General features: G+C 43.3%; 9 protein-coding genes and 1 pseudogene. 3 read left to right on the top strand and 7 right to left on the bottom strand.

Annotation, left to right across the window (positions count from 1 at the left end; all coding sequences use genetic code 11):
- Window positions 1–23: 23 nt before the first annotated feature.
- From HMPREF9184_RS01735 to rpoB, 7 genes are all read right to left on the bottom strand, one after another.
- Window positions 24–1280, bottom strand: coding sequence for a competence/damage-inducible protein A (locus tag HMPREF9184_RS01735; RefSeq protein WP_000642697.1), 1257 nt, complete (start codon window positions 1278–1280; stop codon window positions 24–26).
- A gap of 73 nt (window positions 1281–1353) precedes the next feature.
- Window positions 1354–2388: a glycopolymer--peptidoglycan transferase LytR gene (gene lytR / locus HMPREF9184_RS01730; RefSeq protein WP_009444141.1), complete on the bottom strand. Its 1035-nt coding sequence runs from the start codon at window positions 2386–2388 to the stop codon at window positions 1354–1356.
- A 4-nt stretch (window positions 2389–2392) separates the two neighbouring features.
- On the bottom strand, window positions 2393–2914 hold the full coding sequence (locus HMPREF9184_RS01725; RefSeq protein ID WP_000455506.1) for a GNAT family N-acetyltransferase: 522 nt from the start codon (window positions 2912–2914) through the stop codon (window positions 2393–2395).
- On the bottom strand, window positions 2904–3347 hold the full coding sequence (gene tsaE / locus HMPREF9184_RS01720; RefSeq protein WP_000288224.1) for a tRNA (adenosine(37)-N6)-threonylcarbamoyltransferase complex ATPase subunit type 1 TsaE: 444 nt from the start codon (window positions 3345–3347) through the stop codon (window positions 2904–2906). The genes HMPREF9184_RS01725 and tsaE overlap by 11 nt, the downstream gene beginning before the upstream one ends.
- Window positions 3348–3450: 103 nt before the next feature.
- The gene (locus tag HMPREF9184_RS01715) at window positions 3451–4074 is read right to left on the bottom strand and encodes a hypothetical protein (protein WP_083822903.1); all 624 of its coding nucleotides are present in this window, start codon (window positions 4072–4074) and stop codon (window positions 3451–3453) included.
- Window positions 4075–4359: 285 nt separating this feature from the next.
- Window positions 4360–8025: a DNA-directed RNA polymerase subunit beta' gene (rpoC, locus tag HMPREF9184_RS01710; protein WP_000228748.1), complete on the bottom strand. Its 3666-nt coding sequence runs from the start codon at window positions 8023–8025 to the stop codon at window positions 4360–4362.
- 32 nt (window positions 8026–8057) lie between these two features.
- Entirely contained in the window at window positions 8058–11669 is a 3612-nt protein-coding gene (rpoB, locus tag HMPREF9184_RS01705) for a DNA-directed RNA polymerase subunit beta (protein ID WP_000907126.1), read from the bottom strand.
- Window positions 11670–11731: 62 nt separating this feature from the next.
- Between rpoB and HMPREF9184_RS01700 the strand changes: the two genes are divergently transcribed.
- From HMPREF9184_RS01700 to HMPREF9184_RS09390, 3 genes and pseudogenes are all read left to right on the top strand, one after another.
- The gene (locus HMPREF9184_RS01700) at window positions 11732–12001 is read left to right on the top strand and encodes a hypothetical protein (protein WP_000260597.1); all 270 of its coding nucleotides are present in this window, start codon (window positions 11732–11734) and stop codon (window positions 11999–12001) included.
- Window positions 12002–12111: 110 nt separating this feature from the next.
- Window positions 12112–15828: a pullulanase gene (locus HMPREF9184_RS01695; protein WP_000740044.1), complete on the top strand. Its 3717-nt coding sequence runs from the start codon at window positions 12112–12114 to the stop codon at window positions 15826–15828.
- A gap of 345 nt (window positions 15829–16173) precedes the next feature.
- Window positions 16174–17261: pseudogene (locus tag HMPREF9184_RS09390) on the top strand (transposase).
- The last annotated feature ends 108 nt before the right edge of the window (window positions 17262–17369 follow it).

Below are 17369 nucleotides of genomic sequence, written 5' to 3'. Positions count from 1 at the left end.
CCTATCTACTATTATATCAAAAGTTAGTCACTTAATAAAGCCTTGCGAACTAGGTTAAAGGCATGCATAACCGCAATCTGACGAACATCTGCTCGGCTCCGTCCTGCGATATTAGCCTTGATAACCTCTGTCCCTTTTGCATGTGCCAAACCGATAAAGACCGTCCCAGCTGGATGCCCCTCTAAGCTATCTGGTCCAGCAACCCCCGTCAAACTGACTCCGTAGTCAGACTGAGTTTTAAACCGCGCCTGCTCTGCCATCTTTTGAGCCGTAAACTCAGAAACAACACCGTGTTTTTTCAACTCTTGCTCGGAAATATCCAGCATCTTGGACTTTTCTTCTAAACTGTAGGTGACAAAACCGCCATTAAATATGGCAGAAACGCCTGAAAAGTCTGCTAATGTCGCTTGAAAGAGGCCTGCCGTCAAACTCTCTGCTGCTGTAATGCTTTTCTTTCTCTTCTTAAGCTCTTCTACAACGACACTTGCTAGGCTGGTCTCCTCCCCATATCCATAACAAATTTCTCGCAGAGAAAGTCCCTCGAATGTTTGACGATCCAAGATCTGGTTTTCTAATATATCCAGTGCTTGATCAGCCTTTTCTTGACTGACTGCTTTTGTAGACAAGCGCAAGGTCACCTCTCCTGTTTTTGCATAAGGTGCCAAGGTCGGATCAGTTTGCTGGTCAATCAAATCAGCTAAAATGGTCACCAACTGACTCTCCCCAATTCCAAAGAAACGGAGCACTCGTGAGTATAACTTGGTACCTGTCATTAGCTTTGGTAAGAGTTGATTTAAGACCATGGGTTTCAGCTCACTTGGCGGTCCTGGAAGGACCACGTAGGTCACGCCATCTACTTCCGACACTCCTCCGACTGCTAAGCCTGTCTCATTTGGCAGTGGAGTTGCCCCTTCTACAATTTGTGCTTGCCTCTCGTTATTGGGTGTCCGAGCATAGTCTGGCCTTTGAGCAAAAAAGTGATCAAGTTTTTCCTGAGCTTGAGGATCAAACACCAAGGCTTTTCCCAAAAATTTCGCCAACGTTTGTTTGGTTAAATCATCCTCAGTTGGCCCCAAGCCCCCTGTCAAAATGACTAGACTGCTACGCGAGCTCGCAATCTCTAGCAAGGACATGAGACGCGCTTCATTATCTCCCACAGCCGTTTGGAAATAAACATCTACTCCAATTTCTGCTAGCTTTTCTGACAAAAACTGGGCATTGGTATTGACAATCTGCCCTGTCAAAATTTCCGTTCCTACAGCAATAATTTCTGCTTTCATCTTTCCTCCTACCTATCTATTCGGATTCTCTTTGAAAAAATCGCAGGAAAGTCCCACGATTTGATTTTTCTTTTTATTCTATTTCCTCACTTGAAGCATTTGTTGAAGGCGCTGTTCGACCATAAAGATGCTCATACAGAACAGCGTTGGTCTCCAACTCTGCGACGTCCTCTCTCCCTAAGGAACGACGCAAAAGATTTTGCATTTCCAGCATATGCTCCGTTGTTACGATTTGATAAGAGATTCCTTGCAACTCGGCATCTTCACCACGAAGTTGATGAGTTTCGATATTTTTAAAGGAATCTTGGTAACCAAGTAATTGTGGAATACTGGAGGCAGACAAATCAACATTTGTCTGCATATTATCACTAAGTGCTTTTAAGATAGCTTGATAATGACTGATACTATTGAGGCTCAAGACCTTTTCCATAATCTTTTGAATGACTTCACGTTGACGTTTTTGACGACCATAGTCTCCCTCAGGATCCTGATAACGCATCCGTGAATAAACCAGAGCTTCCTCACCATTCAAAGTTTGTTCACCGACTCCAATAGAGATTTTATTAAATTCCTCCTGGTCAGCAATCGAAATCGGGAAACCGAGCGTATTGTTGACTGTGATGCCTCCAACTGCATCCACCAATTGTTGGAGTCCTTGCATGTTGACCATCACATAACGATCGATATGGATGTTCATCATTTTTTGAATGGTTGAAATAGCCAGCTCTGCACCGCCGTTGGCATAAGCCGCATTGAGTTTCGCCTCCTGAACTTGGCCATTTCCAGTTTCAATCTTGGTCAAAATATCCCGTTCTAAACTCATCATAGTGGTTTTCTTGGTTTTTGGATTGACTGTCAAAAGAATCATGGAATCACTATTCCCCGCCCAAGGGTCTGTACGTTCTACATTTCCCGTATCCACCCCCATCAGAAGAATAGTCAAAGGCTCTGTTGCCTCGATAACGTTGGTTTCTTCACCAATTTTCTTATAAGTTTTTTTACTTAGAGTTTCAGTTCCCTGATAATAAATAGTATAGGCATAAACACCCACACCTAAAACTGTTACTGCTAGAAAAGCTAATAGCATTCCGATTATTTTTTTTACCATCTTATCATTTATCTATCAGTCTACCCATCAGGCAAACGTCTAAAAATATCCCTTCTTTTAAATAGGCTCCTCTTTCTTGTAAGCCTTCTGTAACAAATCCAAGTTTTGAATAGAGGTGGATAGCTGCCTCGTTGCGCTTTTGTACACTAAGCTGCAAACGACGCAGAACTCCACTGGTTTTGGCCCACTCAATTCCCTCTTCAAGGAGTATGCTTCCTAAGCCATGATTCCAAAACTTCCTTTGGATGACCAAAAAGATATCTCCAATGTGGCGAATCCGTATACGCTGCTCTGCCGTGATGTTCAAAACACCTGCAATTTCATCATTCAGGAGGGCTAGGAGAGTGATTTGGTTATCTGAAGTCGCTTGCTTTTCAATAAAAAGCGCCATTTCAGATTCTGTCATCAGGATACCATTTTCATCCAGACTGGTGAAATCTGTCTCCTGTCCAACTAAATCCAAGAATGCAATCAAAGCAGCTGCATCATGAGCTTCAGCCTCACGAATACAAAGTTCATACTCCATCTTGAAGCTCCTTAATCAATTGCTCAGCACGAGGTCCTTGAGCGGAAAAATAGAGGCAACGACCGTCAGCTTCTTTCAAAATTTCCAACTCCAAGTAGGAATCTGGTAAATCCTCACCCAAAAGATGTCCCCACTCGATAACGGTCACACCACCACCAAAGAGAAACTCATCCAAGTCAATCGAATCAGCATCCCCCTCAATCCGATAGACATCCAAATGGTAGAGCGGAAGGCGACCCTCATACTCTCTCACGATAGTATAAGTTGGACTTTTGATCATCTGACGAATATCCAAGCCCTTGGCAAGACCCTTGGTAAAGGTTGTTTTACCAGCGCCCAGTTCTCCAGACAGGATCAAAACATCGTTTTTTTGGAGCAAGGTTCCTAGGCGTTCTCCTAGATTGATCAGCTCTTCTTCATTTTTTGTGTACATGCTACTATTATACCAAAAAGTTTTCTTTTATGTAAATTTTCTTTACAAACTTACTATAACAACTTTGGTAAAATAAGAGATTTTTATTGATAGAAAAGTATTTTTAAAAGAATATACACATGGCGCTAACAAGTAAAATATCTCGGATCACATGACCGTAAAAAGAAAATTCTCTTCTCATGGATTTTGGAAATAAAAACCGAGCAAAAATGAATCCCAAACCAACATAAAAAACAATGGATAAAACTGTCATTGGATTTCTCAAGAACAGCAAGGTTGCCAGAACTGTCAGGACAACTGTTTTTTTCTTATTGAGAGTTGCTCCCAAATCTCGGCTGTATTTTTCAAACGGCAAAAAGACAAGTAAATCAATGCCAAACAAGAAAAAGAAGGAGGGCAAGAAAAGATCTACCAGTTCTTGCTGAAAAGCCGTCTGTGTTAAAATAGTCTCCGACAACACCAGACAGACACCTGCTAGGTTTAAGAACAACAAGGTACTATAAAATAGTTTCACTTTTTTCTGACTGTTTATAATGCTATGAACATCCTGATCTCGAGTATAAAAGAAATTCATCCCCGCGCACAGACCTGATGCCAATACGATAAACACTAGAAAATAAGCGCTTGATTGCTTTAAGGTTAAGATGGTTCCCTTCCACAGCAAGCAGCTACTCAGACTAATCTGGAGCAAAGCTAGTAACAATAAGATGCGAATTGATTTTATCATTTTCAGTTCTCCCTTCGTATACATGATTATACTCTGCAAGAAAGATAAAATCCCTCCCCTCTTCTCAAGTGTCCTATTTAAACGCTCAACTGACAAAAATGGAAAATTATTGGTGAAGATTATTTTTAAGTTCTGACAGACTCCTATCCGATATTTTTTACTTTTTGAAAATGAACTATAAAAAATGGTTAAAGCGATTTGAGAGATACTGCGTCGTGCTCACCTAACCCCAATAGACAGAAGAGTAAAAAAAAAAGAGAACCCGAAGGCTCTCTTATTTACTTTTTATTCTACTGTTTCTTCAACTTGGATTTCCACAGCTTCCTCTACTGGAGCATTTTCTGTCTCTTCTTGTTCTGGAGCCAGATAGGCTGCTTCGTTGATTGCTTGTGGTTCAAGGTTACGGTAGCGAGCCATACCAGTACCTGCTGGGATGATCTTACCGATGATAACATTTTCCTTGAGTCCAAGGAGATGGTCTTTCTTACCACGGATAGCTGCGTCTGTAAGAACACGAGTTGTTTCCTGGAAGGAAGCCGCTGACAAGAAACTGTTGGTTTCAAGTGAAGCTTTGGTAATTCCCATAAGAACTGGGCGACCTGTCGCTGGAACTCCACCTGCGATAAGGACATCTTTGTTAGCGTCTGTAAAGTCGTTGATATCCATGAGAGTACCCATGAGAAGGTCTGTGTCACCTGGATCCATGACACGAACTTTACGGATCATTTGACGAACCATCACCTCGATGTGTTTGTCACCGATTTCTACCCCTTGGCTACGGTAAACTTTTTGTACTTCACCGAGAAGGTAGGTTTCAACTGACAAGACATCACGAACAGCAAGGAGACGTTTCGGTTGGATAGAACCTTCTGTAAGAGCTACACCGCGAGAGACTTGGTCTCCAACTTCGACACGCATACGGGCTGTAAATGGCACCACGTATTCGCCTTCGCCAGTTTCACCCTTAACAAAGACTTTCTTAGTACGAGTTGATGCGTCTTCTTCGATGGCTGTAACCTCACCCTTGACTTCAGTGATAACCGCTTCCCCTTTCGGATTGCGGGCTTCAAAGATTTCTTGGACACGAGGAAGACCCTGAGTGATATCGGTATTTGAGGCAACCCCACCCGTGTGGAAGGTACGCATGGTAAGCTGTGTACCAGGTTCCCCGATAGATTGGGCAGCGATTGTACCAACTGCTTCACCAACTTCAACCGCATCACCAGTCGCCAAGTTGATACCATAACAGTGACGGCAGACACCATGACGAGTGTTACATGTAAATACGGAACGGATAGTAACTTCTTCCACACCAGCATCGACAATTTCACGCGCCTTGTCTTCTGTAATCAACTCATTTGGACCAATGATCACTGCACCAGTTTCTGGATGTTTAACAGTTTTCTTAGTATAACGACCATTGAGACGTTCTTCGAGAGACTCGATCATCTCTTTTCCTTCTGCGATAGAACGGATCAAGAGACCACGGTCTGTTCCACAGTCGTCCTCACGGATGATAACGTCTTGGGCAACGTCAACCAAACGACGAGTCAAATAACCTGAGTCGGCTGTCTTAAGGGCCGTATCGGTCATACCTTTACGGGCACCGTGAGTTGAGAAGAACATTTCGAGTACTGACAGACCTTCGCGGAAGTTTGAAAGGATTGGCAATTCCATGATACGTCCGTTCGGAGCGGCCATCAGACCACGCATACCGGCAAGCTGTGAGAAGTTTGAGATGTTACCACGGGCTCCAGAGTCCATCATCATAACGATTGGGTTCTTAGGATCTTGGTTGGCAACCAAACGTTTCTCTAATTTTTCACGGGCTGCACGCCATTCAGCTGTAACAGCGTTGTAGCGCTCGTCGTCTGTGATCATACCACGACGGAATTGTTTGGTGATTTGTTCTACACGTTTGTGTGATTCTTCGATGATTTCAGCCTTGTCTTCAACGACTGGGATATCGGCAATACCCACTGTCAAACCTGCAAGAGTTGAGTGGTGGTATCCGAGGTTCTTCATGCGGTCAAGTAGGGCAGAAGTTTCTGTCGTACGGAAACGTTTGAAGATTTCAGCGATGATATTCCCAAGATTTTTCTTCTTGAATGGAGGATTGAGTTCAAGGTTGCGAATAGCTTCCTTGATATCACCACCTAGTGGCAAGAAGTACTTAGCTGGAACACCTTCTGTTAAGTTAGCATTTGTTGGTTCTTGCAAGTAAGGTAGACCCTCTGGCATGATATCGTTGAAGAGGATTTTACCAACCGTTGTCAGCAAGACCTTGTGTTTTTGCTCTTCTGTCCATGGTTTGTTGAGGCTGTCTGTTGCGATACCTACACGTGAATGGAGGTGAACATAGCCATTGCGATAAGCCATAACTGCTTCGTCACGGTCCTTAAAGACCATTCCTTCACCTTCGCGACCAGCTTCTTCCATGGTCAAGTAGTAGTTACCCAAAACCATGTCCTGAGATGGAGTAACAACTGGTTTACCATCTTTCGGGTTCAAGATGTGTTCAGCAGCTAGCATCAAGATACGAGCTTCTGCTTGGGCTTCTTCTGAAAGTGGTACGTGGATGGCCATTTGGTCCCCGTCAAAGTCGGCATTGTAGGCTTCACAGACAAGCGGGTGCAAGCGAAGGGCCTTACCGTCAATCAAGACTGGCTCGAAGGCTTGGATCCCCAAACGGTGAAGGGTAGGTGCGCGGTTCAAAAGAACTGGGTGTTCTTTAATAACTTCTTCGAGGATATCCCAGATACGTTCATCTCCGCGTTCTACCAAGCGTTTAGCCGCTTTCACGTTTTGCACGATGTCACGAGCGACAATTTCACGCATAACAAATGGTTTAAAGAGCTCGATCGCCATTTCACGTGGCACACCACATTGGTACATCTTAAGAGTTGGACCAACGGCGATAACGGAACGCCCTGAGAAGTCAACACGTTTACCAAGCAAGTTTTGACGGAAGCGACCTTGTTTCCCTTTGAGCATATGGCTCAAAGATTTAAGTGGACGGCTACCTGGACCTGTGATCGGACGACCACGACGACCATTGTCAATCAAAGCGTCAACCGCTTCTTGAAGCATACGCTTCTCATTTTGAACGATGATACCAGGTGCATTCAACTCAAGCAAACGAGCCAAACGGTTGTTACGGTTGATAACACGACGGTAAAGGTCGTTCAAGTCAGATGAGGCAAAACGGCCACCATCCAACTGCAACATTGGACGAAGATCTGGTGGAATAACCGGAAGGATGTTGAGAATCATCCATTCAGGTTTGTTTCCAGACTTGTAAAAGGCATCCAAGACATCCAAACGACGGATAGCTTTGACACGTTTTTGTCCAGTAGCTGTTTTCAACTCTTCTTTGAGTTCCGCAATTTCTTTTTCAAGATCTACTTGTTTCAAGAGGTCTTGGATAGCTTCGGCACCCATCTTGGCAACGAATGATCCATAACCATACTCACGCAAGCGCTCACGGTATTCGCGCTCTGTCATGATAGACTTGTGCTCAAGCGGTGTATCCTTCGGATCAATCACCACATAAGCCGCAAAGTAGATAACTTCCTCGAGGGCACGAGGGCTCATATCAAGGGTCAAGCCCATACGACTTGGAATCCCCTTGAAATACCAGATGTGAGATACAGGAGCCTTCAACTCGATGTGCCCCATACGCTCACGACGAACTTTCGTACGCGTTACTTCAACCCCACAGCGGTCACAAACAATCCCTCTGTAGCGAATGCGTTTGTACTTACCACAAGCACATTCCCAGTCTTTTGTAGGACCAAAGATCACTTCGTCAAAGAGTCCTTCACGTTCTGGTTTCAAGGTACGGTAATTGATTGTTTCAGGTTTTTTGACTTCTCCATAAGACCATGAACGGACTTTGCTTGGAGAAGCTAGGGTGATTTGCATACTTTTAAAACGATTTACATCAACCACTATTTCTTCCCTTTCTATTTTAAGTGAACTGCTTATTCTTGTTCAGCAGCTTCTTCTGTTGCTTCCGCTTTTGTTGCTTTCTCAGCTTCTTCAGCTTCAAAGGCTGCTTTAGCCTCTTGGGCTGCTTTTTCGCGGGCTTTTTCAAGGTCATCTACGTGGATGACATCTTCGTCCATTCCTTCATCCAAGTCGCGAAGTTCCACTTCTTGGTCATCTTCGTCAAGGACACGCATGTCAAGACCAAGAGATTGCAATTCTTTGACAAGAACTCGGAAGGATTCTGGAACACCTGGTTTTGGAATTGGTTTTCCTTTTGTAATAGCTTCATAGGCTTTCAAACGTCCGTTGATATCGTCAGACTTGTAAGTCAAGATTTCTTGAAGGACATTTGACGCACCGTAGGCTTCAAGAGCCCAAACCTCCATCTCACCGAAACGTTGTCCACCAAACTGAGCTTTACCTCCGAGTGGTTGTTGGGTAACGGTTGAGTATGGTCCGACTGAACGCGCGTGCAATTTGTCATCAACCATGTGGTGGAGTTTGATCATGTACATGACACCAACTGATACACGGTTGTCAAACGGCTCACCAGTACGTCCATCGTAAAGGATTGTCTTAGCATCGCTGTCCATACCTGCTTCTTTAACAGTGTCCCAAAGGTCTTCCGAACTTGCTCCGTCAAAGACTGGTGTTGCGATATGGATACCAAGAGTACGGGCTGCCATCCCAAGGTGGAGTTCCATAACCTGACCGATATTCATACGTGATGGCACCCCAAGTGGGTTCAACATGATATCGACTGGAGTTCCGTCTGGAAGATAAGGCATGTCTTCTACAGGAACGATACGAGAGACAACCCCTTTGTTTCCGTGACGTCCGGCCATCTTATCTCCGACCTTGATCTTACGTTTTTGAGCGATGTAGACGCGAACCAGCATGTTAACACCTGATTGCAACTCATCTCCATTTGCACGTGTAAAGATTTTAACATCACGAACGACACCATCGGCACCGTGTGGTACACGAAGAGAAGTGTCACGAACTTCACGAGATTTGTCACCGAAGATAGCGTGCAAGAGACGTTCTTCAGCTGAAAGGTCTTTTTCACCCTTAGGTGTTACTTTACCTACAAGGATATCACCTTCTTTAACCTCAGCACCGATACGGATAATTCCCATCTCGTCAAGGTCTTTAAGGGCATCTTCACCAACGTTTGGAATTTCACGAGTAATTTCTTCAGGCCCAAGCTTTGTATCACGCGTTTCTGATTCGTATTCTTCGAGGTGGACAGATGTGTAGACATCGTCTTTGACCAAACGTTCACTCATGATAACGGCATCCTCGAAGTTGTAACCTTCCCAAGTCATGTAGGCAACGATTGGGTTTTGTCCAAGCGCCATTTCCCCTTTTTCCATAGAAGGTCCATCCGCGATAAAGTCGCCTTTTTCAACGACATCGCCAACTTTAACAAGTGTACGTTGGTTGTAGGCAGTACCTGAGTTTGAACGACGGAATTTTTGGATGTGGTAAACATCCAATGAACCATCTTCACGACGAACTTCTACCTTGTCAGCATCTGCGTAAGTAACTTTACCACTATACTGAGCAATCACAGCCGCTCCCGAATCATGAGCTGCTTGGTATTCCATACCAGTACCAACGTAAGGTGCTTTTGGATCAATCAATGGCACAGCCTGACGTTGCATGTTAGCACCCATGAGGGCACGGTTGGAGTCATCGTTTTCCAAGAAAGGAATACATGCGGTCGCAACGGCAACTACCTGTTTTGGTGACACGTCCATGTAGTCAACCACTTCTGCTGGATATTCTTGGTTGACCCCTTGGTGACGTCCCATGACAACCTTCTCAGCAAAAGTACCATCTTCGTTGAGGCGAGAGTTGGCCTGTGCTACAGTATATTCATCTTCTTCATCGGCTGTCAACCAAACGATCTCGTTGGTAACAACACCTGTTTCACGGTCAACCTTACGGTATGGTGTTTGAACAAAACCATACTTGTTCAAGTGTCCGTAAGATGACAAGTTATTGATCAAACCGATGTTAGGTCCTTCAGGTGTCTCGATTGGGCACATACGACCATAGTGAGTGTAGTGCACGTCACGTACCTCATATCCAGCACGGTCACGAGTCAAGCCACCAGGTCCTAAGGCTGACAAACGGCGTTTATGAGACAACTCAGAAAGTGGGTTGTGTTGGTCCATGAACTGTGACAACTGTGATGAACCAAAGAATTCTTTGACTGCAGCTGTTACAGGACGGATATTAATGATTTGTTGTGGTGTCAAGACTTCGTTATCTTGAACAGACATACGTTCACGGACATTACGTTCCATACGAGAAAGTCCAAGACGTACTTGATTGGCAAGCAATTCACCAACTGCACGGATACGACGGTTCCCAAGGTGGTCAATATCATCCACACGTCCGATACCCTCTGCCAAATTAAGGAAGTAGCTCATCTCTGCAAGGATATCTGCAGGAGTTACAACACGAACCTTGTCGTCTGGATTGGCATTTCCGATGATGGTTACAACACGGTCTGGATCCGTTGGCGCAACAACCTTGAATTTTTGAAGGACAACCGGTTCTGTCAAAACAGCTGCATCGTTTGGAATATAAACGATCTTGTTCAAGTCGCCATCCAAGTGGTGCTCGATGCTTTCAATCACGCTACGAGTCATAACGGTTCCAGCTTCTACCAAGATTTCACCAGTTTCTGGATCTACCAATGGCTCAGCGATGGTTTGGTTGAGCAAGCGTGTTTTGATGTTGAGTTTTTTATTGATTTTGTAGCGACCAACGGCTGCCAAATCGTATCGACGTGGATCAAAGAAACGAGCCACAAGCAAGCTACGTGAGCTTTCAGCAGTCTTAGGTTCACCTGGACGAAGGCGTTCGTAGATTTCTTTCAAGGCTTCGTCTGTACGAGAGTCCATTGGATTCTTGTGAATATCTTTTTCAACGGTATTGCGAACCAATTCGCTGTCACCAAAGATATCAAAGATTTCATCATCACCTGAGAAACCGAGAGCACGAACCAAGGTCGTAAATGGAATCTTACGAGTACGGTCGATACGAGTGTAGGCGATATCTTTTGAGTCGCTTTCAAGTTCCAACCAAGCTCCACGGTTAGGGATGACAGTTGAGCCGTAGCCCACTTTTCCGTTTTTATCTACCTTGTCATTAAAGTAAACACCTGGTGAGCGGACCAACTGAGATACGATAATACGTTCACCACCGTTGATGATGAAGGTGCCCATCTCTGTCATGATTGGGAAATCACCAAAGAAGACTTCTTGGGTCTTGATTTCGCCAGTTTCCTTGTTGATCAAGCGGAAGGTTACAAAAATTGGTGCTGAGTAGCTAGCATCGTGGATACGAGCTTCTTCTAGCGTGTATTTGGGTTCCTTGATCTCATAGCCAACAAATTCCAACTCCATTGTGTCTGTGAAGTTTGAAATTGGCAATACATCTTCAAACACTTCCTTCAGACCGTGGTCTAGGAAAGCTTTGAATGAATCCGTTTGAATTTCAATCAAATTTGGTAAGTCAAGAACTTCTTTGATTCTTGAAAAACTACGACGGGTACGATGTTTCCCGTATTGAACGTCATGTCCTGCCAAGATGATTCTCCTTTGTAAATAAAGTTCCAAGCCTTATCAATCAGGCTATTGATTATCGTCAAATGGTTGTAAAAACCCTATCACCACGTCCTTCTGATGAATTTTCAGAATCTTTAAATCTTCGTTACAAAGACACAAAAAACCGAAAAAAAGCACAAAAAGAGCAGCTAAATCCGACTTTTTCAGGAGATTTAACTGCTGTGAGTCTTGTCTGGACAATATTTCAGACAAAACCTACGACAAATGATTATTCTTATTATACCTTATTGGGCAAGATTTTTCAAGGTTTTTTTACCATTTTTCAAACAATCTTTTCCTATAAAATGGTTTAATTTTCAAGATAATTAAGTATCATATTTTTTTTCAAAAATTAGGAAAACGCTTGCACAAATGTTTACCTCATGCTATACTGATAAGGAATAACTACACAAGGAGAATTGTAATGAAAAAGAACCCATCTCGAACTGAGAAAAAAATGGTTTATGGTATCCGTTCCTTGAAAAATGGAACTGGTTCTGTCCTTATCGGTGCCAGCATTGTCTTGCTTTCTGCTACAATGCCAACTATTTCAGCTAATGAAAACCTTCCTCAAACTCAGGAAAATACTAGTGCTGTGACCAAGGCTCCTACCGAAACTGAAGCAAGTCAAACACAAGAACAAAGTCCAGTTTATGAGCAAAATAATGCAAACGCTTCCCTTGGCGCTAAAAAGGAAAACCCAACAACAAACGCTGTTCTAGCTGCTGAAACACCTAAAAAAGAAGACGCTACTACAAGCCAACCTAACAGCAAGGAAGAGAAAGTAGATACTAGCACTTCCACACTAAGTTCTGAACAAAAACCACAAGCTGACACATCTTCCGAAGAACCAATCGAAGACAACTACTTCCGCATCCATGTAAAAAAACTCCCTGAAGAAAACAAGGATTCTCAAGGTCTTTGGACTTGGGACGATGTTGAAAAGCCATCTGAAAACTGGCCAAATGGAGCCAAGTCCTTCAAGGATGCCAAGCAAGATGACTATGGCTATTACCTGGACGTCAAACTCAAGAATGATCAAGCCAAGAAGATCAGCTTCCTCATAAACAACACCAAAGGAGATAACCTTACTGGAGACCGTTCAGTAGAGCGCCTTTCTCCAAAAATGAATGAGGCTTGGCTAGATGAAAACTACAAGGTATACAACTACCGTCCTCAGCCAGCGGGAACTGTCCGTGTCAACTACTACCGCACCGATGGCAACTATGACAAAAAATCTCTTTGGTATTGGGGCGATGTCAAAAAACCAAGCAGTGGAGAATGGCCTGACGGTACTGACTTTACCGCAACTGGAAAATATGGTCGTTACATTGATATCCCACTCAATGAAGCTGCAAGAGAATTCGGATTTTTATTACTAGACGAAAGCAAGAAAGGCGATGATGTGAAAATCAGAAAAGAAGATTATAAATTCACAGATCTAAAAAATCACAGTCAAATCTTCCTCAAAGATGATGACGAAACCATCTACACCAACCCCTATTACGTGCACGACATCCGCATGACTGGTGCTCAACACGTAGCTAAATCTCGTATCGAAAGCAGCTTTTCTACCCTAGTCGGAGCCAAGAAAGAAGACATTCTTAAACACTCCAGCATCACTGATCATCAAGGGAATAAAGTAGCCATCACAGACGTGGAAGTAGATGAAGCTGGTAAGAAAGTGACCTACATTGGCGACTTCTCTGATACCCAACACCCTTACACTGTCAGCTACAATTCAGACCGTTTTACCACACGTTCAAGCTGGCGCCTCAAGGATGAGACCTACAGTTACGATGGCCCTCTCGGCGCAACCCTAAAAGAAGATGGCAAGCGTGTCGACCTTACCCTCTGGTCTCCAAGTGCTGATAAGGTTTCAGTTGTCGTCTATGACAAGAAAGACCCTGAAAAAGTGGTCGGAACTGTCGCTCTTGAAAAAGGAGAAAAAGGAACCTGGAAACAAACTTTGGACGCAAACTCTGGTCTAGGTATCAGCAACTACACTGGCTACTACTACCACTACCAAATCGAGCGCCAAGGTAAAACCGTTCTCGTTCTTGACCCTTATGCCAAATCGCTAGCAGCTTGGAACAGTGATCTAGCAAAAACAGATGCAGCTCATAAGGTAGCTAAAGCCGCCTTTGTCGATCCATCCAAACTAGGCCCACAAGACTTGACCTACGGTAAGATTCGTAACTTCAAATCGCGCGAAGATGCTGTCATCTATGAAGCCCACGTTCGGGATTTCACCTCAGATCCTGCCATCGCAAAAGACTTGACCAAACCATTTGGTACCTTTGAAGCCTTTATCGAAAAATTAGACTATCTCAAAGACTTGGGTGTGACCCACATCCAGCTCCTTCCAGTCTTGTCTTACTACTTTGTCAATGAATTGAAGAACAAAGAACGCTTGTCTGCCTATGCTTCAAGCAACAGCAACTACAACTGGGGATATGACCCTCAAAACTACTTCTCCTTGACTGGTATGTACTCTAGCAATCCCAAGGATTCAGAAAAACGTATCGCCGAATTCAAAAATCTCATAAACGAAATCCATAAACGTGGGATGGGAGCTATCTTGGACGTGGTCTACAACCATACTGCCAATGTTGATATTTTTGAAGATATTGAGCCAAACTACTACCACTTTATGGACGCAGACGGAACTCCACGTACTAGCTTTGGAGGCGGTCGTTTAGGAACAACCCACTACATGTCTAAACGTGTCTTGGTAGACTCTATCAAGTATTTGGTTGAAACTTACAAAGTGGATGGCTTCCGTTTCGATATGATGGGAGACCACGATGCGGCTTCGATCGAAGAAGCTTACAAGGCTGCACGCGCCCTCAATCCAAATCTGATCATGCTAGGTGAAGGTTGGAAAACCTATGCTGGTGATGAAAATATGCCTGTACAACCTGCTGATCAGTCTTGGATGAAGAAAACAGATACTGTTGCAGTCTTTTCAGACGATATCCGTAACAACCTCAAGTCTGGCTATCCAAACGAAGGTCAACCTGCCTTTATCACAGGTGGAAAACGCGATATCAATACCATCTTCAAAAATCTGATTGCTCAACCAACTAACTTTGAAGCAGACAGTCCTGGAGATGTTATCCAGTATATCGCAGCCCATGATAATTTGACCCTCTTTGATATCATCGCTCAGTCTATCAAAAAAGACCCTAGTAAAGCTGAGAACTATGCTGAGATTCATCGTCGTTTGCGACTTGGAAACCTCATGGTCTTGACTGCTCAAGGAACACCATTTATCCACTCTGGTCAGGAATATGGACGTACCAAACAATTCCTTGATCCAGCCTACAAGACTCCTGTTCCAGACGATAAGGTTCCAAACAAGTCTCACTTGTTGCGTGATAAGGACGGCAAGCCATTTGTATATCCTTACTTTATCCATGACTCTTACGACTCTAGTGATGCTGTCAACAAGTTTGACTGGACTAAGGCTACAGATGGTAAAACTTTCCCTGAAAATGTCAAGAGTCGTGACTACATGAAAGGTCTGATCGCTCTTCGTCAATCTACAGATGCTTTCCGACTCAAGAGTCTGCAAGACATCAAAGAGCGCGTCCAGCTCATTACAGTCCCAGGACAAAATGGCGTTGAAAAAGAGGATGTAGTGATTGGCTACCAAATCACTGCTCCAAACGGTGATATCTACGCTGTCTTTGTCAATGCAGATGATAAGGCTCGTGAATTCAACTTAGGAACTGCCTTTGCTCACTTGAGAAAGGCTGAAGTCCTGGCAGATGAAAATCAAGCAGGACCAGTAGGAATCGCTAAACCTCAAGGTCTCGAATGGACTGAAAAAGGCTTGAAATTGAACGCTCTCACCGCCGTTGTTCTCCGCTTGTCTCAAGGTGGTGCCATCGTTTCCCCAGCTGTGGAAGAAAAGCCAGAATTTGATCTTTCTAGCTTGGAAATTGAACAAGAACCGAGCCAAGCCCAAAACCTAGCAACAAATCCTGAAATTCAAGAAACTGCTGCAGAGGCTCTTTCTCAGAAAGTCCTTCCAAACACAGGAACTGAGAACAAATCCCTTCTTGCCCTTGCTGGATTCAGCATCCTTGCCCTTCTCGGATTTGGATGGTTGATGAAAAACAAGAAAAAGAACTAATACTCAATGAAAATCAAAGAGTAAACTAGGAAGCTAGCCGCAGGCTGCTCAAAACACTGTTTTGAGGTTGTGGATAGAACTGACAGAGTTCAGTATCATATACCTACGGCAAAGCGAAGCTGACGTGGTTTAAAGAGATTTTCGAAGAGTATAACCTAGCCCTCCTATAGAAAAACACCCCATGGTCAGAAGACTCCTCTAGCCAATGGGGTGTTGTTTGCAGGCTCTATAATATTTGTAGTGGATCAATCCCCTATGAATATTATGGAGCCTCTTTTGTTGTAGAAAAAAAGTCCCATATAATCTATAATGAAAAGCGACCAAACCATCATTAGAAAGAATCATATGGAACCCTTACATTTTATCACAAAATTACTAGACATTAAAGACCCTAATATCCAAATTATAGATGTTGTTAATAGAGATACACACAAGGAAATCATCGCTAAACTGGATTATGAAGCCCGATCTTGTCCTAATCACAGAAACCAAATGGAGAAATATGATTTTCAAAAGACTTCTATGACCGATATTGCTCATCAGCTGACCATTTCAACTTCAACTGTCATTCGCAAGCTCAATGACTTCCGGTTTAAGCATGATTTTTCTCATCTTTCTGAGATTATATCCTGGGATGTTGAAACAGTCAGGGGAGTGACTGTTTCAATCGGGAGATGAAGATAAGTTTCATTGTGCAAGACTTTGACAGGCTTAATATCATCACTGTTCTTGAAGGCAGAACACAAGCTATCATAAGAAGTCATTTTCTGCGCTACAATCGTGCTGTTCGTTGTCAGGTGAAAATCATTACTATGGATATGTTTAGTCCTTATTATGACTTGGCTAAACAGCTTTTTCTATGTGCTAAAATCGTTTTAGATCGCTTTCACCCTTCGTTATTATATTTTCTAAACTCAGGCTAAAACAGTCCACTGGACTGTTTTACTCCAACATCTTGGCCGTACTATGAGTCGTATTCGCGTGCAAATCATGAATTAATTTGACCGAAAATCTCATGAATATAGAACCATCAAGCGCTGCTAGAAATTCGTCCAACAAGATAGTCGGAAGCTAAGCGATAAACGCTTTTATCACCAGACCTAAAGAAACACTATAATTTCTATTAGCACTTGCTTTTTCACTTTCAGAATAAGGAGACAGAAAAATTTTTCGAACTCATTGAAAATAATCTCAAGATGGTCCACCCTCGCTTTCAGGCTGTCTTTCAAACCTTTCTAAAGAACAAAGAGAAAATCATTAACACCCTTCAATTACCTTATTCCATCGCCAAATTAGAAGCAACCAATCATCTCATTAAACTCATCAAACGCAATATCTTTGGCTTTCGAAACTTTGATAACTTCAAAACTAGAATCCTCATCGCTTTGAATATCAAAATGGGGAGAACCAATTTGATCCTCTCTAGGATATGACTTTTTGGTAATCCACTACAATTGACAAAGAGCCAAAAAAAGATACTCACTTAAGTATCTTAGTCAATAAATCGAATCGGGAAGACAGGATTCGAACCTGCGACACCT

The sequence above is a fragment of the Streptococcus sp. oral taxon 058 str. F0407 genome (genome assembly GCF_000235485.1).
Classification (GTDB): Bacteria; Bacillota; Bacilli; order Lactobacillales; family Streptococcaceae; genus Streptococcus.
The sequence above is the reverse complement of the archived record's forward strand: the minus strand, read 5'-3'. Positions and strand labels throughout refer to the sequence as shown.

Bases quoted from the DNA above. Each gene is read 5' to 3' on its own strand.
- HMPREF9184_RS01735 (WP_000642697.1), bottom strand. From the start codon at position 1,280: ATGAAAGCAGAAATTATTGCTGTAGGAACGGAAATTTTGACAGGGCAG.
- lytR (WP_009444141.1), bottom strand. From the start codon at position 2,388: ATGGTAAAAAAAATAATCGGAATGCTATTAGCTTTTCTAGCAGTAACA.
- HMPREF9184_RS01725 (WP_000455506.1), bottom strand. From the start codon at position 2,914: ATGGAGTATGAACTTTGTATTCGTGAGGCTGAAGCTCATGATGCAGCT.
- tsaE (WP_000288224.1), bottom strand. From the start codon at position 3,347: ATGTACACAAAAAATGAAGAAGAGCTGATCAATCTAGGAGAACGCCTA.
- HMPREF9184_RS01715 (WP_083822903.1), bottom strand. From the start codon at position 4,074: ATGATAAAATCAATTCGCATCTTATTGTTACTAGCTTTGCTCCAGATT.
- HMPREF9184_RS01700 (WP_000260597.1), top strand. From the start codon at position 11,732: ATGGTTGTAAAAACCCTATCACCACGTCCTTCTGATGAATTTTCAGAA.
- HMPREF9184_RS01695 (WP_000740044.1), top strand. From the start codon at position 12,112: ATGAAAAAGAACCCATCTCGAACTGAGAAAAAAATGGTTTATGGTATC.